Genomic DNA, 23,154 nt, shown 5'->3' on the forward strand with positions numbered 1-23,154 from the left:
GCACAAATCAAACAGAAAGATTAGAATTATTAAAACTTGTTTCCAACCTCAGAATGCATATAGCCAAATTTACTTATTGACTACCAGTAAAGAAAGCAATATCTTTACTGATATAGTAAAAGTAAGGAGAATTCACTATGCCAGTTCTAAGCCAAAAAAGACAAATAACTTTGCCAAAAGAATTGTGTGATCGGCTGATGGTAAAGCCTGGAGACGATCTTTCCTTCTTGGAATATGAGGGCAGGATAACCATCATCAAAAAGCTCAGGGGAACCAGTGACGGACTACTTAAACACATCAAAGCCAATCAAGGCTTTACCGACGAACAATCGCTTGAGTCGACGGTAAGCAAGAAACATTCTGTGCGACAGTCTGGAAAGCATGCTGGATGATCGCAATTGATACCAATGTTTTATTGCGACGACTACTTGATGACGATGTGATTCAGTGTGCAAAGGTTCGCCGCCTTTTCCAAAAATCAGAAAAAATATTGATACCTGATGTGGTCTTGGTTGAAACAATTTGGACCTTAAAAGGTGACAGATATGCTGTGCCGAGAGAAGTAATTTCAGACATTATCCACGGCCTGCTTGCAGAGCCAAACATTGTCTTTGAAAGTGAACAAGCTATCTGGGCAGCATTGAATGAGTTCAAGAATGCCGAACCAATTAAAACTAAGAATGGAACGAGAATCTTAGATTTTCCTGACGCCCTTATTATCAATAAGGCGAAATATTTAATTTATCAATGGGGTGAACCGTATGAGGGAACATATACGTTCGATCAAGCAGCACAACACGTTAACGGTGCGAAAAACCCAAGTGATTAAAAAAAGTGTGCTCAGTGAAGAGCGGAAGGATGTGTTTGGCCAGACGGCGTTTGCCACCTGTCCATGGCACGATGGGGATTGCGGTTGCGGTTAGCTAAAGGTATAGGCGATGCGCATCGGTGAGCTTATAGGGCCGGTCTTTTGGCTGCACTGCGGCAACCTGTTTCGCGGTGAGTGGCATAGGTGTGCGGCATACGGTGATCGATACCACAGAAAAATACCACATCAGTATAGATATAGGGCGAAACAGATTGGTTCGTGCAGAGACGCAAGGAGAGGCAAACACCCCACAAACAAAAGCCCCACAGAGACTTTCAGGGTCAGTGCGGGGCTTTGCTATACAAATTCTGGAGGAGAGAGGGGGATTCGCCTACACTTGCGCAGGCCGCTGCCGCGCTTGCAAGCGCGGCCCTTCGACTCCCCCGCGGGAGCCAAACCTTTGGCTCCCTTCTCTCTGAAAAAAAATAAGCCTGCATGATGCAGGCTTATTTTTGAATCTGGAGGAGAGAGGGGGATTCGAACCCCCGATACTATCGCTAGTACGCCTGATTTCGAGTCAGGTACATTCAACCACTCTGCCACCTCTCCAGGTGCTTCGCTTCTTGAAAAACGAAGCAACAAAGTATAGCAAAGAAATCCCCTTTTATCCAGTAGCCGGCTAAGAAAAGTTCTTAAGAGCAGTAAATCATCACTTTCTCCTCAAATAGTGCACTAAAGAAATTTTCTGACACATAGTTGTCATAATCGACCGCTATAGTTCGATGATGAAACTCTTATCAGCACTCCCGTCACAAGCGCCAGGTGCACTCGCTGTTACTTTTGCGGAAACGCTGCGATGACTAGTGCTCTGGCCCCTGCTCTACAACTGCCGCTATTGCCGCAGTTGCCGCTGCCGCTTGCGCATACCATAGTCGCGACGCCAACCTCGCCGGAAACCTCCATGCTTGAGCAGTTGCAGCGCATAATTAAAGAGCGTAGCCTCACCGCGCGTTTTCAACCGATTATAGAAATGCATAACGGTGAAATTCTCGGTTACGAAGGTTTGATACGCGGCCCCTCCGATAGTGTTTTGCATGCACCGATCAATCTGTTCAAGGTCGCGGCCGAACATAATTTAACCGTCAGCGTCGAGCATTTATGCCGGCGTGTCGTACTCGAGCAATTTGCCGCACAAAAATTACCGGGAAAATTATTTCTCAACGTCAGCCCCGAATGCTTACTGCACCGCGATGTGCGCTATGGCGAAACGCTCGATACCATACATGAACTCGGCATCAATCCGCAGCGTGTCGTCATCGAACTGACCGAATATCAACCGACCCACGATTACGTATTATTGTGCGAAGCAGTGCGCCACTATCGCCAGATGGGTTTTCAAATCGCCATCGACGATCTCGGCGAAGGTTTTTCCAGCCTGCGGCTGTGGTCGGAGCTCAAGCCCGAATACGTTAAAATCGACATGCACTTCATTCAGGGTATCAACCACGATACGGTAAAAGCGCAATTTGTGCGCTCGATTCAAAGTATCGCCAAAGAATCTGGCACCCGCGTCATCGCCGAGGGCATAGAAAATCAGGCCGAGCTGCTGATGGTGCGGCAACTCGGAGTAGCCTGCGGACAGGGTTACCACATCGCCCGCCCGCATCCTACGCCTACCCGCGCCATCTCGGCCGAGGTCACCAAGGCGCTCACCGTCAACCTCCCCTCAGGAGCACGCCGCGGCGTGTTCGAGCAAGCGGCGGCGGTCGAAAAAATACTCAAAACCTCGATCACGGTCACCTCGGCCATGCTCAATAATCAGGTCGATGATATTTTTTTAAAACAGCCCAAGCTGCAAATCATCCCAGTGGTCGACCAGGGCATACCTATCGGCATCATCAACCGCTACCATATGATAGACAGCTTTGCGCGGCCGTATCAGCGCGAACTGTATGGCAAGAAATCGTGCAAGTTGTTCATGGATCCCCATCCAGTTATCGTCGATAAAAACACCAGCATGCAAGATGTCAGCCACATCATCGTCGCTGCGAACCCTGAACATTTAATTAATGGCATCATCATTACCGATCAAGGTCAGTACATCGGCATTTGCAGTGGCCCAGATCTGATGCGCGAAATCACGCACATGCAAATCATGGCGGCCCGCTATGCCAATCCGCTCACACAATTACCTGGCAATGTGCCGATCAATGAGCACATTGATCAGTTATTACAGAAACAACTGCCCTTCTATGCCTGCTATTGCGATCTTGATCATTTCAAACCGTTCAACGACGTCTACGGATACCGGCGCGGTGACGATATCATCGAGATCACCAGCGAAATTCTCAAGCAGCATTGCGATGCGCACAAGGATTTTATCGGCCACATCGGCGGCGACGATTTTTTAATCCTGTTTCGCAGCGAAGACTGGGAACAGCGCTGCCGCAATATACTGCAAAGCTTCGCTGAGGCAATTCAAAATTTCTACAGCAATGAAGATCGCGAACGCGGCGGTTATCTAAGTGAAGATCGGCAAGGCCAGAAAGTTTTTTATCCACTGGTCTGCCTCTCGCTTGGTGTCGTGAAATCGAGTGCGAATAAATTTTATTCTCACCATCAAATTTCACTGGCGGCATCGGATGCAAAGAAGCAAGCCAAAAAAATCCACGGCAACAGTTTATTCATTGATCGCCGCATCGATATCGACACCCCGCCCCTCAACTGAGTCGATGGCGACGCCGCCCTAAAGAGGCTGTCGCAAGTCGGACCGACATTTTTGCATCTGAAACGCCGCCAGGTTCCCAGCAAAAACGCGCGGGAATGACGTGACTGCCGACCAGGGGATAGTGATACCGACTGAAAATTCTTTTGCGACAGCCTCTGAACGGGAAGGATTTTCGCGCAGAGCGCTGTTAAAAAAAAATCCCGCCGGCGACACGCGCTTGGCGGGATTTTTCTGCTCAAGATCTGCTCAAGCTGGCAATTGCAAGCTACGCAAGCCACCCATGTAAGGCCACAAGACTTCCGGTATCGTCACCGAGCCATCGGCTTGCTGGTAGTTTTCCAGCACCGCGACGAGCGTGCGTCCTACCGCCAAACCGGAACCATTCAAAGTATGGACCATTTCCGGCTTGCCTTGCGCATTGCGGAAGCGCGCTTGCATGCGCCGCGCTTGGAAGGCTTCCATGTTCGAGACGGAAGAAATTTCGCGATAAGTATTTTGTGCTGGCAACCAGACTTCGAGATCGAAGGTCTTGGCTGAGCCAAAGCCCATATCGCCCGTGCACAGGCTCACCACACGGTAAGGCAAGCCGAGTTTGTTGAGTATCGCTTCGGCATGCGTCACCATATCATCGAGTGCCGCCATCGAGTGCTCGGGATGCACCACTTGCACCATTTCGACTTTATCAAACTGATGCTGACGGATCATGCCGCGCGTATCGCGACCATAACTGCCAGCCTCGGAACGGAAACACGGCGTGTGTGCCGTCATTTTGATCGGCAAGGCATCGGCCGCCACGATGACATCGCGCACGGTATTGGTCAACGATACTTCGGCCGTCGGAATCAAGTACAGGGTTTCGCCCTCGCCTTCTTGGCCGCCTTTTTTGACGGCGAACAAGTCTTCTTCAAATTTCGGCAATTGGCCGGTGCCGCGCATGGAATCGGCATTGACCATGTAGGGTGTATACATTTCAGTATAGCCATGCTCCATGGTTTGCGTATCGAGCATAAATTGCGCCAAGGCACGATGCAAACGTGCCATACCACCTTTCATCACCGAGAAACGCGAACCAGTCAGTTTGGCGGCGGTATCAAAATCGAGGCCCAGTGCGGCACCGAGGTCGACATGGTCTTTCACCTCAAAATCAAAGCTGCGTGGCGTACCGACGCGACGTACTTCCACATTGGCAGTTTCATCGGCGCCGACCACCACCGATTCATGCGGTAAATTCGGAATCGCCAGCAAGAACGTATTCATCGATTGCAGCACTTCAGCCAAACGCAGTTCGGAGGCTTTCAATTCATCGGCGATGCTGGCAACTTCAGCCATCTGCACGGCCGCATCTTCGCCCTTGCCCTTTAACATGCCTATTTGTTTCGACAAGGTGTTGCGCTTGCCCTGCAATTCTTCCGTGCGCGATTGTATCTGTTTGCGCTCGGCTTCAAGGTCGGTGAAGGTGTTGACATCGAGTTGGAATTTACGCGTTGCCAAGCGCGCTGCCACGGCAGCGATGTCTTTACGCAGAAGTTGTATGTCTATCATAGGAGTCTTGGTGCAGTGTATAAGTAAGCTGGTAGTCTATTGTAACAAGAGCGGCCAAAAAATTGAGCAAATTTAGCGAAACAAAGCCATCGACAAGTAAATCTCGAACAAGATCTCACTGCCCGGCATCTTCATCGAGGCGCTTTAAGAAGGCCATTTTTTCAGCAATTTTCAATTCCACTCCACGTGGCACCGGCACGTACCAATGCGGCTCGGGCATATCGTCCGGCAAATAGGTTTCGCCGGCCGCATACGCGTGCGGCTCATCGTGCGCATAGCGATAGGCATGACCGTAGCCTAACTCTTTCATGAGCTTGGTCGGCGCATTACGCAAATGCACCGGCACTTCGCGCGATTTGTCGCTTTTAACGAAGGCCATGGCCTGATTGAAGGCTTGGTAGCCGGCATTGCTTTTGGCCGCGATCGCCAGATAAATCACGGCTTGCCCGAGCGCTAACTCGCCTTCAGGCGAACCGAGTCGCTCATAAGTATTGGCCGCATCGTTGGCCACTTGCAGTGCGCGCGGGTCGGCCAGGCCGATATCTTCCCAAGCCATGCGGACGATGCGGCGCGCCAGATAGCGCGCATCCGCGCCACCGTCCAACATACGGCACAACCAATAGAGCGCCGCATCGGGATGCGAGCCACGCACCGACTTATGCAATGCCGAGATCTGGTCATAAAAGTTATCACCGCCCTTATCGAAGCGGCGGGCATTCAGGGTCAGTGCATTTTGAATGAATTCGGCGCTGATCAAGACGGTGCCGGCAGCTTTGGCCGCGCTACCGGTTTGCTCTAATAAATTAAGCAAGCGCCGCGCATCACCATCGGCGTAGCCAACCAAGGTATCGAGCGCTGCCGGCACGATTTGCAGGTGTGGCAGCGCTTTTTCCAAAGCGGTCGTAGCCAATTGTTTGAGCTCTTCCTCGCTTAAAGACTGCAACACATACACTTGTGCACGCGAGAGCAGCGCAGAATTCACTTCGAACGAAGGATTTTCAGTGGTCGCACCGATGAAGGTCACCAAGCCCGATTCCGCATACGGCAGCAAAGCATCTTGCTGGGCCTTATTGAAACGATGAATTTCATCGACGAACAGAATGGTGTGCTTACCCATGGCAAGGTGTTGCTCGGCCTGCTCCATGGCGGCACGAATGTCTTTTACTCCGGAAAACACCGCCGACAAGGCGATGAATTCGCATTGAAAAGCACGCGCAGTCAGGCGCGCCAGCGTGGTTTTACCAACGCCGGGTGGGCCCCACAAGATCATCGAATGCGGCCGACCAGACTCAAACGCGAGCCGCAGTGGTTTACCAGGCGCGAGCAGGTGCGATTGACCGATGACCTCAGCGAGGGTTTGCGGCCGCAAGGCTTCAGCCAGCGGCGGGCTTGGGTCGAGCTTAAAAAGATCAGCCATGCAATGCTCCGATCACGGCCGGAATACATCGGCACCAGCCGGAATGACGAAATTGAATTGCTCGTTTTTCAAAACAGGATTTTTTTCCAAGCTCGTCAGCGTTACCAAGGATATCTGGCCGAAATTATCGCGCAACTCGAGTGCATAGGGCACTCCAGCCTTCATGCCTATGCCGATATGTTCAAATTGACTGTCGCTCGATTTAGCGATGGCGTCCAGCCACTCCATGCCTTGTTTGGTGCCGGCCTCTTTGAGAGTGAAGCTTTTTTCAATCTCACTCGCATTGGCGCTGCCGAACAAGATCGCCGCCGGACTGGCCCCAAGCGCATTACCCAGCTCTTTGATGGTGACCTGATTGAGATCTTTATCGTAGATATAAAGCTTCACGCCGTCGGCCTGTAAAGTCTGGGCATAGGGCTTTTGGTAGGTCCAGATGAATTTTCCCGGCCGCGCAAACACATAACTGCCGCTGGCGGTCTTACTGACTTTCGGTTTACCATCGACCAACTTGATCTGCTGCTGGGTAAATTCACCTTGGGCACTGCGGGTATTGGCGACAAAGGCCTTGAACTGCTCAACTGCCGAGGCGTGCGCGGCTGGGCTCACCACCATGCTGACGGCAAACCATGCGCAAGCACTGCTGGCGCGAAGGAGGTTTCTGACTGATTTCACTGTTTTCCTGTTCTGTGCTGCGGCGTGGTCAGATTTACTCAGCATTCCCGACCGGCACCAAAATTTCGCGGTTACCGTTCGACTGCATCGTCGATACGACCCCACTTTGTTCCATTTGTTCCAATAATCGTGCGGCGCGATTGTAACCGATGCGTAAATGGCGCTGCACCAGAGAAATCGAGGCACGGCGGTTTTTCAAGACAATCGCCACGGCCTGGTCATACAAGACATCGGCTTCATTGCCGCTGCCACCCTCACCGGATTGGGCCTCGCTGCCGCCATCTTCGAGTGTGCCGCCTTCGAGTATGCCCTCAATATAATTCGGTTCACCTTGCGACTTCAAATACTGCACCACACGATGCACCTCTTCATCGGAAACGAAAGCGCCATGCACCCGCACCGGCAAACCTGTTCCGGGCGGCATGTACAGCATATCCCCCATACCGAGCAAGGCTTCCGCCCCCATTTGATCAAGAATGGTACGGGAATCGATTTTACTGCTGACCTGGAAAGCAATACGGGTAGGAATATTGGCCTTGATCAGACCAGTAATCACATCCACCGATGGTCGTTGCGTAGCCAAAATCAAGTGGATACCGGCAGCACGCGCCTTTTGCGCTATCCGGGCAATCAATTCTTCGACTTTTTTACCGACTACCATCATCAAATCGGCCAATTCATCGATGATGATCACGATGGTCGGTAATTTGTCCAGCGGTTCCGGGGCGTCCGGCGTGAGACTGAAGGGATTTGGAATCAATTGCTCTTTCTTGATGGCATCGGCGATTTTTACATTGTAACCAGCCAAATTCCGCACGCCCAGCTTAGACATCAATTTATAACGACGCTCCATTTCAGCCACAGCCCAATTGAGCGCATGTGCAGCCTGGCGCATATCGGTCACCACCGGTGCCAGCAAATGTGGAATCCCTTCATAGACCGACATTTCCAACATTTTCGGATCGATCAGTATCATCCGCACATCGTGCGGATCGGATTTGTATAGCAATGACAAGATAGTGGCATTGATGCCGACCGACTTACCCGAACCGGTGGTACCGGCCACCAGCAGATGCGGCATCTTCGCCAGATCGGCAGTCACCGGATTGCCAGCGATATCTTTACCGAGCGCGATGGTCAGACTGGAGGTGCTGTCGTGATACACCTTGGAACCGAGAATTTCGGTCAAACGCACAATCTGGCGCTTAGGATTTGGCAATTCCAAACCCATGTAGTTCTTACCCGGAATGGTTTCCACCACACGGATCGAGGTCAAGGACAGCGAGCGCGCCAAATCGCGCGCCAAATTCACTACTTGGCTGCCCTTGACACCGGTGGCCGGCTCAATTTCATAACGCGTCACCACCGGGCCCGGGTACGCCGCAACCACTTTGGCGTCGACGCCGAAGTCTGAGAGTTTTTTCTCGATCAAGCGACTGGTAAATTCCAGCGTCTGCACGCTGACGGTTTCCTGCGCTGGTGGCGCTTCATCAAGCAAGCTGATCGGTGGCAAATTGGTATCCGGTAAGTCATTGAACAAGGAAACCTGCTTTTCTTTCTCCACGCGTTCCGAACGCTGCACCGCCACCACTTGCGGCTCTATGCGTACCGGTGCCGCCTCGACGATTTTGGCGCGCTCCTGCACCACCACCTCTTCGCGCTTGACCGCGGCAGTCTGACCTGCACGTCTGTCTTCGGCGGAAGCATATTTATCCTGCACAAACAAGAACACCGTTTCAATGAAAGTACCGATTTTTTCAGCTATGGTCAACCACGATACTTGGAAATACAAGCTCACTCCCAGCGCCATCACCAATAACAACACCAAGGTGGCACCGGTGAACCCGAGCGCGCCGCTGACGCTACGCCCGATCAAATCACCGAGTACGCCGCCAGGTGCCAAGGGCAAGGGGAGTGCGATCGAATGCAGGCGCAAATATTCCAAGCCCATGCTGCCGCATATTAATAAGGCAAAACCGAACTTCGGCACTAATAATTCAGAACGGGCCAACGCCAGCCCCGGCTCGCTGCTCACCACAAAGCGCTGCGCCAGCGTGCGATAGGCGCGCCATACATGGCGCAAACCGGCGACACACCACCACCAAGTCGAGAGGCCGAACACATACAGCAGCACATCGGCCAACCAAGCACCGAATTTACCGCCAATATTATGAATTTTCGGTACCACGCTGGACTGTGACCAGCCGGGATCGGCCTTGGAATACGTCAGCAGCACCAAAATCAAGCAAAGGCTCAGCGCCGCGAAAACGATCCAGCGCGCTTCCATTAACAAAACAACCATGCGGTTCGGCAATGGCGGTGGTGGGGGGCTTTTGGTTTTGCGTGTGTAAGCTTCGTTGTTACTTGTAGTCGTCATAAATCGAAAAAGTGTTCATAGAGACAATCTGAGACAGACACGATAGCATGTTCGCGGCTCAGCGCCAAACCTGAGCGCCCCAAGCATGCTTCACGGCGCGTTTGAGGATAGACTATAATTCTGCTTTATCTGCGGATGGCAGTCAAAAATCCGAAATGCCGAAGCGATGCGCACGGCGCCCTCCGCACGATTGCCGACATATTAACTTTTTTCAGGACGCTTCATGGCCACTTCCAAACACGCTAAAGTATTGATTCTTGGTTCCGGTCCTGCCGGTTATTCGGCAGCGATTTACGCCGCCCGCGCCAACCTCAATCCGGTACTCATCACCGGCGTCGAACAAGGTGGCCAACTGATGACGACTACTGATGTTGAAAACTGGCCGGCGGACCCGCTCGGCGTGCAAGGCCCGGAATTGATGCAGCGCTTCTTGCAACATGCCGAACGCTTCAATACCGAAATCATTTTCGATTACATCCACACCGCCAAGCTTAATGAAAAGCCGATCCGACTCATCGGTGACCAAGCTGAATATACCTGCGATTCACTGATCATCGCCACCGGCGCATCGGCCCAGTATCTCGGCCTGCCCTCGGAACAAGCCTTCATGGGGAAAGGCGTGTCTGCCTGCGCCACCTGCGATGGCTTTTTCTATCGCGGTAAAGAGGTCGCCGTGGTCGGTGGTGGCAATACCGCGGTTGAAGAAGCCCTGTATTTGTCAAATATCGCCAGCAAAGTCACGGTTATCCACCGCCGCGATAAATTCCGTGCCGAGGCGATACTGATCGACCGCTTGATGGCCAAGGTTGCCGAAGGTAAGATTGAGATCAAATGGAACAGCACCATCGAAGAAGTGAGCGGCGATGCTTCCGGCGTCACCGGCCTGACCATCAAACATGCCGACCAAAGCCTCTCCAGTCTGACTTTACACGGTGTCTTCATCGCCATCGGCCATAAGCCAAACACCGCGATTTTCGACGGCCAGTTAGAAATGCACAACGGTTACATCAAAACCCGTACCGGTACCGAAGGCATGGCCACCGCCACCAGCGTAGCCGGCGTGTTTGCCGCCGGCGATGTGCAAGACCATGTTTATCGCCAAGCCATCACCAGCGCCGGCACCGGCTGCATGGCCGCGCTCGATGCCCAGCGCTTCTTGGAAGAATAAGCAGACCTGCCGATATGTCGTCATTGAAAAACTTTGCTGAGCTCAAATCCTTGGGCCAGCAATTGAAGCAGCAGCAGGAAGCGCATAAGATCGCGCAAGCCCTGCGCGCCCAACAGGAACGACAAGCCCGCTTGGAAGCCGACATATTCCGTTCCAGCATCGGTACGGTCGTACCGGTCAAAGTCGCAGAGAAGCACAGCATACCGGCGCGCCGCCCTGCCCCGCTGCCGTTTCACCATCTGGCCGACGAGCAGGCAGCATTACAAGAGTCGCTGTCCGACGATTTCGATGCCGACACCCTGCTCGAAACCGATGGCGACCTCAGTTACAGCCGTCCCGGTGTCGGTGCCGATGTGGTGAGAAAATTACGCAAAGGCCATTGGAGCATTCAAGCGCAACTCGATCTGCATGGCTTGCGGCGCGATGAAGCGCGTGATGCACTGGGCGAATTTCTCAGAAAATGCGCGCGCAATGGCACACGCTGTGTGCGCATCATCCATGGCAAAGGCTTGGGCTCGGTGAATAAAGAACCGGTCCTCAAGCATAAAGTCAGAAATTGGCTGATACAAACAGAGGAAATCGTCGCCTTCAGTCAGGCGACCGCCGCCGACGGCGGTGCCGGCGCACTGATCGTGCTACTGCAAGCCTGAGCAGAACAAGGAGCAGATAGTTAGCAGCTGACAGCCTGAAACTTCCGGCTTCACACCGGGGTCGCGATACCTACGCGCCTTAGTCGCGGAACTTGCCGTCTTTGCTAATTACCGTCATATCGACATATTTCGAGCCATTGTGGTTGCTCGGTGAAAAACTGACATCGAAGCCGCCACCATCGTAACTACGCATATTGATGGTTTCGAGCGCACTGATGAACTTCTCGCGCGTCAGGTTTTGACCGGCGCGGCGCAAACCCTCTACAAATATTTTGGCATCAATATAACCTTCCAAGCTGGAAAAATTCAAGTCATTGATACCAGCCTTATTCATGATTTTGCTGTACTCACCGACCACGGCAGCGCTCGCACTCGACCAAGGGAATGGCACGACTTGAGAAATCACTACACCCGGGCCATCCTTGCCCAAGGTTTCCGCCAAGGCCTGACTACCGACAAACGATACATTCATGAACTGCCCGGTATAACTGCGGGCACGCATTTGGCGAATCAAGGCAGCACTGGAGCCGTAGGCGCTGATCTGAATGATGACATCCGGTCGTTTGATCAACAGCTTGTCGACGGCTTTGCTGACATCAATGCTGTTGCGCTCAACGGTAGCGGTATCGACGATAGGTAAGTTCAATTTTTTCAGCGCGCGCTCGACACCTGCCAAGCCAGCTTTACCATACGCATCGTTCTGATAAAACACCGCGATATTTTTCAGGCCAGTGCTGACCAAACGATCAACCAAATGTTCGGTTTCATCGTAATAACTGGCGCGGACGTTGAAGATCAAGCGATTGAATGGCTCGCGCAGAGACTGTGCACCGGAAAAAGGCGCAAAAAACGGCACACGCGCTTGCGTAAAAATCGGCAATGCCGCATTACTGGTCGGTGTACCGACATAGCCGAACAAGGCAAACACTTCATCGGTTTCAATCAGACTCTTGGTATTTTTCGCCGCCAAATCAGCTTCGTATTGATCGTCGCGCTTGATTAATTCTATCTTGCGACCGAACACGCCACCGCTGGCATTGACATGATCAAAATACGCTTTGGCACCGACATTGAGCTGTATACCAAGCTGGGCGGCCGGTCCGCTGAAGGCCGCAGATTGCCCCAACACGATCTTGCGATCAGTGATGCCATTCTCAGCCAAGCCGGGGAAGGCAGCAGTTACCAGCACTGCTGCCAGCAGCCACGCGGAAGTTTTCGAGTGTACGCTTGTCGATTTCAATGTTGTGTCACTTCCGGTTCACATCGTGCTTACACCGCATCAGGTCCGGTTTCCCCGGTACGAATCCGTACCACCTGCTCGACATTTTGCACGAAAATTTTTCCATCGCCGATCTTACCAGTATGGGCCGCTTTAATAATTGCATCTACTACATGGTCGCAGATATTATCATCAATCACGACCTCAATCTTGATTTTGGGCAAGAAATCGACCACATATTCTGCACCGCGATACAGCTCGGTATGGCCTTTCTGCCGACCGAAGCCCTTCACTTCAGTGACGGTCAAGCCGGTGACGCCGACATCGGCCAGCGCTTCGCGTACTTCGTCGAGTTTGAATGGTTTGATAATGGCGGTAATTTGTTTCATCTTGTTTCTCCCTGATTAATCTCTGAATGCGGAAGTGACCGGATAACGCCAGTCACGTCCGAATGCCCGGTGGGTAATGCGTATGCCTATCGGCGCTTGGCGGCGCTTGTATTCGTTGATCTTGATGAGGCGCGTAATGCGCTCAACATCATCGTGTGCATAACCGGCCGCGACGATCTCGGCGCGCGACCGGTTCTCTTCCATATACAAGCGCATGATCGCGTCGAGCACTTCATACGGTGGCAGCGTATCCTGATCGGTCTGATCGGGACGCAACTCAGCCGAGGGCGGGCGCGTCAGTATCCGCTCCGGTATTACATCCGACACCGTATTGCGCCAAGCGCACAACCGATACACCAAGGTCTTGGCGATATCTTTAATGACGGCAAAACCGCCGGCCATATCGCCGTACAGAGTACAGTAACCGACCGCCATTTCGCTTTTATTCCCAGTGGTCAGCACGATACTGCCGTATTTATTTGACAAAGCCATGAGCATGGTGCCGCGTATGCGCGCTTGAATATTTTCTTCCGTCGTGTCTTCCTTCAAGCCGGCAAATTCTGTCGCCAAGCTGCTGCGAAAAGCATCGAAGCAGGCGGCGATGGCAATCTCATCATAGCGCACCCCAATGCGTTTGACCATCTCGCGCGAGTCGAGCAGCGAGATATCGGCGGTGTACGGCGACGGCATCATGACGGCACGAACGTTCTCGGCACCCAAAGCATCGACCGCGATCGCCAAGGTCAGGGCAGAATCGACCCCGCCCGACAAACCGAGCAAAACCCCGGGGAAACCATTTTTGCGCACGTAGTCGCGCACCCCCAGCACCAACGCCGCATAAACTTGCTGCTCAAGCGCAGCGGGGGCAGGCAGTGGCAAGGGCTGTGCTTGGGCTCCATGAAATTCAATGATCTGCAAATCTTCTTCGCAATGACGCAGCTGCGCCACCATCACTCCGGCCGCATCGAGCACGAAGGAATTCCCATCGAACAGCAACTCATCCTGAGCGCCGACCAAGTTGGCATACACCAACGCCATGCCGGCCGCCGTGACATGGCGACGCATGGTGGCGGCGCGCTGCCCTTGTTTTTCCATATGAAATGGCGAAGCATTCGCCACCAACAAGACTTCCGCACCGGCCGCGCGGGCCGCCAGCGGGGCCGCGTCCGACCACGTATCTTCACAAATATTGATGCCGAAACGCAGGCCTTTGACATCGAATACCGCCGCGGCATTGCCGGCAGAAAAATAACGGAGTTCATCAAACACGCTGTCGTTCGGTAATTTCTGTTTGCAATAACACAGACTGATGCCACCATTGAGCAAGACCGACACGGCATTGTAATAGCGGCCGTCACGCGCCAAGGGGTGACCGACCAGCACATGCACGTCGGGCTGCGCGGCCAACTGCGTCGCCAGCCGGTTTAGGGCATACTCTGCCTGAGCATAAAACGCCGGACGCAGCAGCAAGTCTTCGGGTGGATATCCAACCAAGGATAATTCCGGGGTAATCACAATATCGGCACCGCGTTCGGCGGCGCTGGTGGCAGCGGCCAATATTAATGCGGCATTGCCGTCAATATCACCAACCCGGCTGTTGATCTGGGCAATCGCAACTTTAATGGTCTTCATCATGCACTCTGATTCGGTTCAAATATGGAATTAATTTCTCTTAACCAGCATTATCGCATGGGCATCGCCAGTTCTCTCAGAGAGATTGGAAGCGCCGCATGGGACCAGCTACTGGCAAGCGATCCGGCTGCCAACCCTTTTCTGTCGTCGGCATTTTTAGATGCTTTACACGAATCGGGTTCGGCCTGTCAAGCCAGCGGTTGGACACCGTGTTTCCTCACACTATGGCAGCAAGACCGCCTGGTCGCCGCTTGTCCGCTGTATGAAAAAAATCATTCTTCCGGCGAATATGTGTTCGACTGGGCTTGGGCCGATGCCTATCAGCGCTATGGTCACGCGTATTATCCCAAATTATTGTCGGCCATTCCATTTACCCCCGTCAGCGGTTGCCGCATCATCGCCGCCCATGCCGGCGACAAACGCATGCTCATCAGCGTGCTCAGACAAGTCTTGGCCGAGCAAGGCTACTCATCTTGCCACGCGCTGTTTCTGCCGGAAGAGGAAGTCGCCTTGTTCGCCCAAGCCGGCTTCTTGATACGCACCGGCGTACAATTCCACTGGAACAACCCGGGCTACCGCGACTTCGAAGAGTTTTTAGCCACGCTGGAACAAAAAAAACGTAAAAATATCCGTGCTGAGCGCCGCAAAGTAGCCGAGCGCGGCATCGTGTTTTCACATGTCAGCGGCAGTCAAGCGAGTACCGAAGACTGGCGTTTTTTCAAGCAATGTTATGACCTCACCTACACCAACCACCACGCTCGACCGTATCTGAATCTGGATTTTTTCCTGCGCATCGGGGCCAGCATGCCGCAGCATATCCATCTGATTTTTGCCGTGCGTGACGGCGAAAAAATCGCCGCATCCCTGCTCATCCATCATCAACAGCGCGTGTATGGCCGTTACTGGGGTTGCATCGAACAGCACCCCTGTCTGCATTTTGAAACCGCGTACTACCAAGCAATAGAATTCTGCATACGCGAAAAAATCAGCGTCTTCGAAGGCGGTGCCCAAGGGGAACACAAAATGGCGCGTGGTTTCTTACCATTCAAGACCTGGTCAGCACATAGTTTGGCCCTACCAGAATTTAACGATGCGGTGGCGAATTTTTTAAACCGTGAGCGCCAGGGAATAGAAATGTATCTTGACGACCTCAATGAGCACAGTCCTTATCAGCAAGCACCACAAGCTACTTGAAATTTCGCGTGGTTCAAGGCATTCTGCTGTAATGCAAAATAATACACACGCACCCGAAAGTTTGACTGGGCCTGCCCTGCTGAGCAAACGGGTGGGTCGCTTTCATTTAACCGAAAAACTCGGTGCCGGTGCCAGCAGTACCGTCTACCTCGGACACGACCCTGTGATCGATCGCGCCGTTGCGATCAAAATTCTTAACTGCGCTACCAACGCCGTCGAAAAAAAACAAAAGGAACAACAATTCATCAACGAAGCGCGTGCCGCCGGCCGTCTGTCGCACCCGAATATCGTGACGATCTTCGATGCTTCCAGCGAAGGCGGCGTCGCCTTCATCGCTATGGAATGGCTGGCCGGTCAAGATTTGCGCCTGTTGCTGGGCCAAGGACATCGCTTCGACATCATTGAAACGGCCACAATCATACAAAAGATCGCCGATGCGCTCGCTTACGCCCATGAGCAAGGCGTGATCCACCGAGATATCAAACCCGGCAATATTTTCCTGCTACCGAACCAGCAGCCTAAAGTGCTCGATTTCGGCATCGCCCGCTCGCCCAACCGCCTGCTCGACGACAGCCGTGACGGTGCCCCTACCTTGTTCAATAATAATATTCTCGGCACACCGAATTACATGTCGCCCGAACAAGCGCTGGGCAAGGCAGTGAATGCCCTGACCGATGTCTACTCACTCGGCGCGGTGATGTATGAAATGCTGACCAGGCAAAAGCCTTTTCAAAGCAATGATATCGACAAATTGCTGCAGCAAATCGCTCACAAAGCCATCAAGTCCCCATCCGAAATCTTGCCAGCCATTCCCGCGTCCTTATCGAAAATCGTCGTCAAAGCCATGCAGAAAGATTTAAGCCTGCGCTATCAAAGCGCGCGCGAGATGTCGCAAGCCCTGGAGCGCTTCCTTGAGCGCGACAAAAAGCTCAAACAAAAAGGCGGCCGCGCTAACACTGACAGCCCACGTAAGCGCAGCAATCAGCCTGGCGGTGCCAACTCGCTGCTGTGGTTATGCGCCATGGCTGTTGTGCTTGCGATTGTGGCGATCGCTATCAATCCACTCCGACACTAAGCCCAGAAATTTTCCCAACTGGCAGTCGCGTCGTTCCTGCGAGCTTTTGGCAGGAATCCAGCGACGTTCGTCGTTAACTGAAAACGACACGGTGTTCCCGCCAGAGGCATGCGAAATTCTTAAAAAAAACGCACCGACAAGGGTGCGTTTTTTCCAACGACAGCAAGGCTGTCGTTTTACTCTTTGGCTTTGTTAAAATTCGCCACGCCGTCGAGGATTTCTTTCTTGGCATCTTCCGGACCGCCCCAACCTTCGACCTTGACCCATTTGCCTTTTTCCAGATCTTTGTAATGCTCAAAGAAATGTTGAATTTGGCGCAAGCGCAGTTCATTCATGTCTTCCGGCTTCTGCCAGTGCGTGTAGATGGGCAGAATTTTGTCGACCGGTACGGCTAACACTTTGGCATCTTCGCCGCCTTCGTCAGTCATTTTCAGTACGCCGATAGGACGGCAGCGCACCACCACACCGGGGAACAAAGGGAACGGTGTGATTACCAATACATCGACCGGATCGCCGTCGCCAGCCAGAGTTTGTGGCACGTAGCCGTAGTTGCATGGGTAATGCATGGCCGTACCCATGAAACGATCGACAAAAATCGCGCCGGTTTCTTTGTCAACTTCGTACTTGATCGGATCGGCATTCATAGGAATTTCGATCACGACGTTAAAATCATTTGGCAGATCGCGACCTGCAGGAACATTATTCAAGCTCATGGCACTCTTTCTTGGTAAATATCAGGTAGAACTAAATTCGGTCAGGGCAGATTATAGCCAATTTCGGCAGGGTTTTGTGCACTGCCGCAGCGCGCTGAGCGCCGCCACGGCAATCACAAGGTGGTCGCGATCGCACATTGTCGGTAATGCCGCGCGGCCGCGTCGCTCTGCCCCAAAGCTTCATGCAACTGGGCCAGCTTAAGATTAGCTTCGCGTACCGTGGTGGCCGAACTCGCATCTGACAAGGCTTGTTCCATATGTCGCTGCGCCTTACCCCATAATTTTTGACGCAGACACAGGGTACCCAGGGTCAGTGCCAGCTCGGCATCGGTAGGATGAACCAGCAGCCAGCGTTCACAATGGTCGATTTGCGACAGCAAGGCGGCTGACCCTTCGGCTGCCGCGGCTTCGCGATAGGCGCGCAGCAAACGCTCGTCCCATTCGCCGGCCAAGGCTTTTTCAACGATATTACGCGCATCATCAAACAAACCGCGCGCATTGAACGACATCGCCGCTTGATAGGCGACAAACGGCGAGCTGCGGTCCGCCGCTGGAATCTCATACCAAGCACGGCGCACCGATTCGGCATCATGCCCATTGGTTTTCAGCATATCTTCGTAAGCCAGCTCTTTAAGTCGGGTCGACAAGGCTGGATGCAGGGCATGGTGCTTGTCGAGCGTACGCACGAGTTTCAATACTTCCGGCCATTTACCGGCTTGTTGATTGGCTTTCAAAGCCCAGCGCAGCACTTGAATATGGCGGCTGCCACTGGCATGCAATTCACGCACGGCGTCGAGCGCCTTGCTCGATTGATGCTGATCGACCAGCAATTCGGTGGCCGTCACTAAACGTGCGACTTTATGCGTCGCATCGCTCTCGATACCGGCCAGCCAAGCATCGCGCCGTTCAAATTGGCTCATGTGATGCGCGGCACGCGCACCGATGAGTGCCGACACACTGGCATTTTCAGGCAATTCAGCCGCGCGCATGGCGGCTTTTTCAGCATAACCGAAGCGCCCTTCAAACAAGGTGCGCAGCGCTTCACGCAAAGCCTTATTGGCATCGCGTTCGCGCTTATTTTGGCGGTAAGCCGCTACTTTACGTGGCATTTTACGGGTAGTCGTGAAAGCACCGATCACCACGTACACCAAGATGAACAACACCACGAGTACGACCAAAAACAGATTGAGCGAGAGATCGATGCGATATGGCGGGTAAAACAACACCATATTGCCGGGATTAAAACGCGTACCCAAAGCCAGGCCAACGGCCAGAGCAAACAGGATCAGAAGCCGGATAAAAATTCGCATACGCTAAGGCTTCACTTTGTAGTTATGTACCGCATTGAGACTATCTGACAGGCTAGGCATCTCGATGGACAGATTACTGCTCTGCACTTGGCGCAGCAAAGCCTGCACCGTTTGCGTCTGCTTGGCGCGGGTGTCGAAGTATTTAGTAATAGCGTCTTGCGCCAAAATCATATCGCTGCGAAACACGCTTTCATTGCGCGTCAACAAGGCTAGCCGCGCATTGAGCAAACGCAGCTTGAGGTTTTCGCGCAGAAAATACGACTGTTCCGGAGCCAGCAGTAAAGCCTCTGGCGTATCGACGCTACGAACCCGCACAAGCTGCTTGACTTCAACCCACATTTCGCTCGCAAAGCTTTGCCACGCATCTTGCAAGCGCGCACTCCATGGATTTTCCACGATTTCGCCGGCTTCCGCGGCCCCGCCTTTGGCAGCGACTTTAGTTTTCGGCAATACTCGCAACGGTGCTTTCGGTGCGATCGCGCTGGCGACCGACTTTTCAGCAGACCACAAGGGAATATGTTCGGTCTGCGCAATCACGCTGTCGAGTCGCAAGGCGATGCCGGGCAAATCGAGTGTAGGCAGCGACTTGAGTTTTTCAATATCGCGTGCAATCGCGCGTCGGATCGCGATGAATTGCGCTTTATCCGATTTCGCCAGACGGGTATCGGCATTTTGCAAGGCGATCAAAGCCCCTTGCACATTGCCGGCCAATTGCAGCTCTTGGCTGGCAGTCGAGAGCACTTGCTCAATTTCGGCCAGCGCCCATTCATCACGATTTTTCGATAAATCCTGATACAACTGCTCAAGCGCGATTTGCTGGCTCTGCGCCTCAGATTGCTTGGCTTCGAGCAGAATCACCTTCGATTGCACTTCCTTGGTGGTGTCCTGAACATTGCGCGCCATCATTTTTGTTTCGGCACTGACTGTATCGGCCGACAATAAGCGTCGCGCCACTTCTTCGCGCAGCGCGCTGATTTGATTCTGTGCACTCCACCAGTTGGCGGCCAGCAGCACACCGAGCACGCCAGCCAAAACGAAAGCCGGCTGCTTCCAAGCCGGTCGCGCTGCCGAAGAAGTCATGGCCACCGTCGGCGGTGCCGACGGTTCAGTGTGTGGGCTCGGCGTGGCGAGCCCGGAATTGGTTTGCTGTTCATTCATAGACGAGATTGTAACGCGACAAGCACATGCGCGTCGCCTGAGCCAGTCAAAGTGACATGATGAAACCCCAGTGCCGCAGCCGATTCTGCAATGCGAACGTGAGGAACGATTAAATGTTGATGTTGCATTTTTACGACAGCATTATCCAAATCGAGCTGTCGACTCCAACTCACCAGCGTGCGTAAGGCTTCCGAACTGGTGATGATCCAATCATTATCGCGGTCGAGCAAGTCCGTCAATTGCTGCTTCACTCGCGCATCAAACAGCGGCGCACCACGGCGATAAGCGAGCACTTGTTCGACCTCGGCACCGCAAGAACGTAATGCATCAGCCAATAATTCACGCCCCCCGGCGGCGCGTACGATCAACACCGGACGACCACGTAATGCCGCAGCATCGAGTTCTTCAAGCAGCGTTTCCGAATCGGTACGCACTGCATTACGCGGACTGATGATGTTGGCATTACTATCATCGATACCATGTTTCTGTAGCGCCACTCGGCTGCCGGCACCGATAATGGCAATCGAGACAGCAACTGGCCACTTTGGAACATGCGCGAGCAAGGCCGCGATCGCATTCGGACTCACGAAAGCGACCAGCGCGAAATCCGACAAGCGTGCCACCACCGCCCGCAAGGCCGACTGATCTGCCAGCGCCGCGATATCGAGCAGAGGAAAAATACAAGTGCGCAGCCCGAGCGCTTCTACCTGCGCGGCCAGCGGCACTGCTTGCGCCAACGGACGCGTCACGATCACCTGCGACATGGCTTGCTCATTTCAAAAAAATTCCCCTTGCGCCGCATTATGCCAGCGGCTCGACCCGACAAGCCGCCAAAATACCAGCGGCATCTTGCGCCGCCAAGGCCTGCGCCAGTTGCGCTCCCAAGGCCGGTGCCTCCAGCGCCGCGCCACGTACCTCGGCGGCGGCAATACGGCTGCCGTCCGGCATGGCGACCATGGCACGCACATGCATACTGCCATCGACCACCGTGGCATAGGCTGCCAGCGGAATCTGGCAACTGCCGCCGAAGGCCTTCGATACAGTCCGCTCGGCCGTCACTGCCTGCGCCGTGGCGAGATGATTGAGCGGGGCCAGCCAAGCCGCCAAATCGGCACGCTGTGCCGGAATTTCTATCGCCATCGCGCCCTGTCCCGCCGCTGGCAAACTCTGTTCGGGCGCCAGAAAGGCACGGATACGTTCTGGCACAGCCAGGCGTTTCAGGCCGGCCGCGGCCAGAATGATGGCATCGTATTCCCCCTCATCGAGCTTGCGCAGGCGGGTATCCAAGTTGCCACGCAGGGGGCGAATGATCAAACGCGGAAAGCGTGCCGCGATCAAAGCTTGGCGCCGCAGGCTGCTGGTGCCGACCACCGCACCATCGGGCAGTTCGGCCAGCCCGGCATAACGATTTGAGACAAAGGCATCGCGCGGATCTTCGCGCTCGAGTACGGCCGCGAGGGCAAACCCATCCGGCAAATCCATCGGCACGTCTTTGAGCGAATGCACGGCCAAATCAGCCAAACCATTGGCCATTGCCACTTCCAACTCCTTGACGAACAAACCTTTTCCGCCTACTTGCGAGAGCGCGCGATCAAGAATTTGATCACCACGTGTCGTCATGCCAAGTATTGAGATGTCACAGAGTGGGTACAAAGCGCTCAGGCGGTCGCGCACATGCTCGGCTTGCCACATGGCGAGCCGGCTTTCGCGCGAAGCGATCACCAGTTTTACAGGAGAAGTGGGGGTCAAAATAGCGATCTTTCGGTTGACGTTAGCAAGGGCACGATGCCGAACATTGCCTAGGTGCGGAATTTTACCACTGCCGATTCATGAATTCGCCGCCATTCCACGGTAAAATCATCACACTTATTGATCTGGCTCTCACAATTTGACAAGATTTCAACAGCGCGTGCATGATAATGCCTTCTGGCATAGCAGCGCAGCGTCAAGACGCCGCCCCATTTTTCAGTCCTTTCTTCATTTACGCACGTAGCGACGGATTCCCCATGCAAGCAAGCACCACAGACAACAAAAACCACCTGATCCTGACTGGCGACCGCCCGACTGGTCCACTGCACTTAGGCCATTACGTCGGCAGCCTGCGCAATCGCGTCAAGTATCAACACCAATACCAGCAATACATCATGCTGGCAGATGCGCAAGCACTGACCGACAACATGGATGACCCGAGCAAGGTGCACAACAATGTACTCGAGGTCGCGCTCGACTACCTTGCCGTCGGCATCGATCCGAGCAAGTCCACCATATTCATCCAGTCGCAAATTCCGGAATTGACCGAACTGACCTTCTACTACCTCAACTTGGTCACGGTAGCACGACTCGAACGCAATCCGACCATCAAACAAGAAATCGTCTTGCGCAATTTTGAACGGGACATCCCGGCCGGCTTCCTGACTTACCCAGTCAGCCAAGCCGCCGACATCACCGCATTCAAAGCCAGTCTGGTACCGGTCGGTGAAGATCAGATACCGATGATAGAACAGACCAATGAGATCGTGCGCCGGTTCAACCGCATCGTGAATCGCGACATCTTGGTCGAATGCCAGGCCTTGGTACCGGAAATCGGTCGCCTGCCCGGCATTGATGGCAAAGCCAAGATGAGCAAATCGCTGGGCAACGGCATCATACTCGGTGCCAGTCCGGCAGAAATCAAGGCAGCCGTGCGCAATGTCTACACCGATCCTTTGCACCTGCGCGTGGCCGACCCCGGCCACATTGAAGGCAATGTTGCCTTCATTTACCTCGATGCCTTCGACGAAGATAAAGCCGCAGTGCAAGCGCTGAAAGAACACTATGTGCGCGGCGGCTTGGGTGACAGTGTGGTCAAGGCACGCTTGGAAGGCGTGCTGCAAGATATGCTCGCACCCATCCGTGCGCGCCGCGAAGAGTTTGCCAAAGACCGCGGCGAAGTGTTACAAATGCTCAAAACTGGCACGGCGCGCGCACGTGAAATTGCGGCCCGGACTACCGATGAAGTCAAGGCCGCCATCGGATTGAAACACTTCTGAACAACTTAATGGATCGTCGCAAGCGACGATGGAAAAGACTCTGGAAGGGGTTTGCATCCCCTCCCATCGCGTC

Annotated in this window: 20 protein-coding genes and 1 tRNA gene; 8 read left to right on the forward strand and 13 right to left on the reverse strand. The window is 53.7% G+C overall.

Annotated features, from left to right (window positions below; all coding sequences use genetic code 11):
• Positions 1–137 precede the first annotated feature (137 nt).
• Both QN359_RS15020 and QN359_RS15025 read left to right on the forward strand, forming a co-directional pair.
• Positions 138–392, forward strand: coding sequence for an AbrB/MazE/SpoVT family DNA-binding domain-containing protein (locus QN359_RS15020; protein WP_322248825.1), 255 nt, complete (start codon positions 138–140; stop codon positions 390–392).
• Positions 389–829: a type II toxin-antitoxin system VapC family toxin gene (locus QN359_RS15025; protein ID WP_322248826.1), complete on the forward strand. Its 441-nt coding sequence runs from the start codon at positions 389–391 to the stop codon at positions 827–829. The genes QN359_RS15020 and QN359_RS15025 overlap by 4 nt, the downstream gene beginning before the upstream one ends.
• Positions 830–1,327: 498 nt before the next feature.
• Here QN359_RS15025 and QN359_RS15030 read toward each other — a convergent pair.
• Positions 1,328–1,417 (reverse strand) — tRNA-Ser (locus QN359_RS15030).
• A 352-nt stretch (positions 1,418–1,769) separates the two neighbouring features.
• On the opposite strand from QN359_RS15030, the gene QN359_RS15035 reads away from it, so the two are divergent.
• Entirely contained in the window at positions 1,770–3,536 is a 1,767-nt protein-coding gene (locus tag QN359_RS15035; protein ID WP_322251133.1) for a GGDEF domain-containing protein, read from the forward strand.
• Between the two features lie 246 nt (positions 3,537–3,782).
• Here QN359_RS15035 and serS read toward each other — a convergent pair whose 3' ends face one another.
• The 4 genes from serS to QN359_RS15055 all read right to left on the reverse strand — a co-directional run bounded on the left by serS (position 3,783) and on the right by QN359_RS15055 (position 9,544).
• Entirely contained in the window at positions 3,783–5,078 is a 1,296-nt protein-coding gene (gene serS / locus QN359_RS15040; protein ID WP_322248827.1) for a serine--tRNA ligase, read from the reverse strand.
• A 115-nt stretch (positions 5,079–5,193) separates the two neighbouring features.
• Positions 5,194–6,495, reverse strand: coding sequence for a replication-associated recombination protein A (locus QN359_RS15045; RefSeq protein WP_322248828.1), 1,302 nt, complete (start codon positions 6,493–6,495; stop codon positions 5,194–5,196).
• Positions 6,496–6,507: 12 nt separating this feature from the next.
• A complete protein-coding gene (gene lolA, locus QN359_RS15050; RefSeq protein WP_416200194.1) occupies positions 6,508–7,212 on the reverse strand; it encodes an outer membrane lipoprotein chaperone LolA in 705 nt (234 codons plus the stop codon).
• Complete coding sequence (locus tag QN359_RS15055) at positions 7,202–9,544, reverse strand: DNA translocase FtsK (RefSeq protein ID WP_322248830.1); 2,343 nt, start codon at positions 9,542–9,544, stop codon at positions 7,202–7,204. The genes lolA and QN359_RS15055 overlap by 11 nt, the downstream gene beginning before the upstream one ends.
• A gap of 223 nt (positions 9,545–9,767) precedes the next feature.
• Here QN359_RS15055 and trxB point away from each other — a divergent pair, with 223 nt between their 5' ends.
• A complete protein-coding gene (trxB, locus tag QN359_RS15060; RefSeq protein WP_322248831.1) occupies positions 9,768–10,712 on the forward strand; it encodes a thioredoxin-disulfide reductase in 945 nt (314 codons plus the stop codon).
• Between the two features lie 14 nt (positions 10,713–10,726).
• Positions 10,727–11,362 (forward strand): Smr/MutS family protein, encoded by a 636-nt coding sequence (locus QN359_RS15065; RefSeq protein ID WP_322248832.1) that lies wholly within the window; start codon positions 10,727–10,729, stop codon positions 11,360–11,362.
• A 79-nt stretch (positions 11,363–11,441) separates the two neighbouring features.
• On the opposite strand, the gene QN359_RS15070 is transcribed toward QN359_RS15065, so the two are convergent.
• From QN359_RS15070 to QN359_RS15080, 3 genes are read right to left on the reverse strand one after another with little or no spacing between them, the layout of a single operon-like run.
• Positions 11,442–12,602, reverse strand: coding sequence for an ABC transporter substrate-binding protein (locus QN359_RS15070; protein ID WP_322248833.1), 1,161 nt, complete (start codon positions 12,600–12,602; stop codon positions 11,442–11,444).
• Positions 12,603–12,631: 29 nt separating this feature from the next.
• Complete coding sequence (locus QN359_RS15075) at positions 12,632–12,970, reverse strand: P-II family nitrogen regulator (protein WP_322248834.1); 339 nt, start codon at positions 12,968–12,970, stop codon at positions 12,632–12,634.
• A gap of 15 nt (positions 12,971–12,985) precedes the next feature.
• Complete coding sequence (locus QN359_RS15080) at positions 12,986–14,602, reverse strand: NAD+ synthase (RefSeq protein WP_322248835.1); 1,617 nt, start codon at positions 14,600–14,602, stop codon at positions 12,986–12,988.
• A 24-nt stretch (positions 14,603–14,626) separates the two neighbouring features.
• Between QN359_RS15080 and QN359_RS15085 the strand changes: the two genes are divergently transcribed.
• Positions 14,627–15,796: a GNAT family N-acetyltransferase gene (locus QN359_RS15085; RefSeq protein WP_322248836.1), complete on the forward strand. Its 1,170-nt coding sequence runs from the start codon at positions 14,627–14,629 to the stop codon at positions 15,794–15,796.
• 31 nt (positions 15,797–15,827) lie between these two features.
• Positions 15,828–16,871 carry a serine/threonine-protein kinase gene (locus QN359_RS15090; protein WP_322248837.1) on the forward strand — a complete coding sequence of 348 codons (1,044 nt, stop codon included), beginning with the start codon at positions 15,828–15,830 and terminating at the stop codon, positions 16,869–16,871.
• A gap of 176 nt (positions 16,872–17,047) precedes the next feature.
• Here the strand turns inward: QN359_RS15090 and ppa are convergent, their stop codons facing one another.
• The 5 genes from ppa to hemC form a co-directional block, all read right to left on the reverse strand.
• Positions 17,048–17,584, reverse strand: a complete 537-nt coding sequence (gene ppa, locus QN359_RS15095; protein WP_322248838.1) for an inorganic diphosphatase — start codon at positions 17,582–17,584, stop codon at positions 17,048–17,050.
• Positions 17,585–17,697: 113 nt separating this feature from the next.
• On the reverse strand, positions 17,698–18,894 hold the full coding sequence (locus QN359_RS15100; RefSeq protein WP_322248839.1) for a heme biosynthesis HemY N-terminal domain-containing protein: 1,197 nt from the start codon (positions 18,892–18,894) through the stop codon (positions 17,698–17,700).
• 3 nt (positions 18,895–18,897) lie between these two features.
• On the reverse strand, positions 18,898–20,052 hold the full coding sequence (locus QN359_RS15105) for a uroporphyrinogen-III C-methyltransferase (RefSeq protein WP_416200195.1): 1,155 nt from the start codon (positions 20,050–20,052) through the stop codon (positions 18,898–18,900).
• Positions 20,049–20,816: a uroporphyrinogen-III synthase gene (locus QN359_RS15110; protein WP_322248840.1), complete on the reverse strand. Its 768-nt coding sequence runs from the start codon at positions 20,814–20,816 to the stop codon at positions 20,049–20,051. Before QN359_RS15110 ends, QN359_RS15105 begins: the two co-directional genes overlap by 4 nt.
• Before the next feature lie 37 nt (positions 20,817–20,853).
• Positions 20,854–21,801, reverse strand: coding sequence for a hydroxymethylbilane synthase (hemC, locus tag QN359_RS15115; protein ID WP_323493298.1), 948 nt, complete (start codon positions 21,799–21,801; stop codon positions 20,854–20,856).
• A gap of 257 nt (positions 21,802–22,058) precedes the next feature.
• Here hemC and trpS point away from each other — a divergent pair, with 257 nt between their 5' ends.
• Positions 22,059–23,081: a tryptophan--tRNA ligase gene (gene trpS / locus QN359_RS15120; protein WP_322248841.1), complete on the forward strand. Its 1,023-nt coding sequence runs from the start codon at positions 22,059–22,061 to the stop codon at positions 23,079–23,081.
• Positions 23,082–23,154 lie beyond the last annotated feature (73 nt).

Origin of the sequence: Undibacterium sp. 5I2 (assembly GCF_035019605.1) — a bacterium.
In the GTDB taxonomy this organism is placed as follows: Bacteria; Pseudomonadota; Gammaproteobacteria; order Burkholderiales; family Burkholderiaceae_D; genus Undibacterium.

Coding starts and splice junctions, on each gene's coding strand:
- QN359_RS15020 (WP_322248825.1), top strand. CDS start 138: ATGCCAGTTCTAAGCCAAAAAAGACAAATAACTTTGCCAAAAGAATTG.
- QN359_RS15025 (WP_322248826.1), top strand. CDS start 389: ATGATCGCAATTGATACCAATGTTTTATTGCGACGACTACTTGATGAC.
- QN359_RS15035 (WP_322251133.1), top strand. CDS start 1,770: ATGCTTGAGCAGTTGCAGCGCATAATTAAAGAGCGTAGCCTCACCGCG.
- serS (WP_322248827.1), bottom strand. CDS start 5,078: ATGATAGACATACAACTTCTGCGTAAAGACATCGCTGCCGTGGCAGCG.
- QN359_RS15045 (WP_322248828.1), bottom strand. CDS start 6,495: ATGGCTGATCTTTTTAAGCTCGACCCAAGCCCGCCGCTGGCTGAAGCC.
- lolA (WP_416200194.1), bottom strand. CDS start 7,212: ATGCTGAGTAAATCTGACCACGCCGCAGCACAGAACAGGAAAACAGTG.
- QN359_RS15055 (WP_322248830.1), bottom strand. CDS start 9,544: ATGACGACTACAAGTAACAACGAAGCTTACACACGCAAAACCAAAAGC.
- trxB (WP_322248831.1), top strand. CDS start 9,768: ATGGCCACTTCCAAACACGCTAAAGTATTGATTCTTGGTTCCGGTCCT.
- QN359_RS15065 (WP_322248832.1), top strand. CDS start 10,727: ATGTCGTCATTGAAAAACTTTGCTGAGCTCAAATCCTTGGGCCAGCAA.
- QN359_RS15075 (WP_322248834.1), bottom strand. CDS start 12,970: ATGAAACAAATTACCGCCATTATCAAACCATTCAAACTCGACGAAGTA.
- QN359_RS15080 (WP_322248835.1), bottom strand. CDS start 14,602: ATGAAGACCATTAAAGTTGCGATTGCCCAGATCAACAGCCGGGTTGGT.
- QN359_RS15085 (WP_322248836.1), top strand. CDS start 14,627: ATGGAATTAATTTCTCTTAACCAGCATTATCGCATGGGCATCGCCAGT.
- QN359_RS15090 (WP_322248837.1), top strand. CDS start 15,828: ATGCAAAATAATACACACGCACCCGAAAGTTTGACTGGGCCTGCCCTG.
- ppa (WP_322248838.1), bottom strand. CDS start 17,584: ATGAGCTTGAATAATGTTCCTGCAGGTCGCGATCTGCCAAATGATTTT.
- QN359_RS15100 (WP_322248839.1), bottom strand. CDS start 18,894: ATGCGAATTTTTATCCGGCTTCTGATCCTGTTTGCTCTGGCCGTTGGC.
- QN359_RS15105 (WP_416200195.1), bottom strand. CDS start 20,052: ATGAATGAACAGCAAACCAATTCCGGGCTCGCCACGCCGAGCCCACAC.
- QN359_RS15110 (WP_322248840.1), bottom strand. CDS start 20,816: ATGTCGCAGGTGATCGTGACGCGTCCGTTGGCGCAAGCAGTGCCGCTG.
- trpS (WP_322248841.1), top strand. CDS start 22,059: ATGCAAGCAAGCACCACAGACAACAAAAACCACCTGATCCTGACTGGC.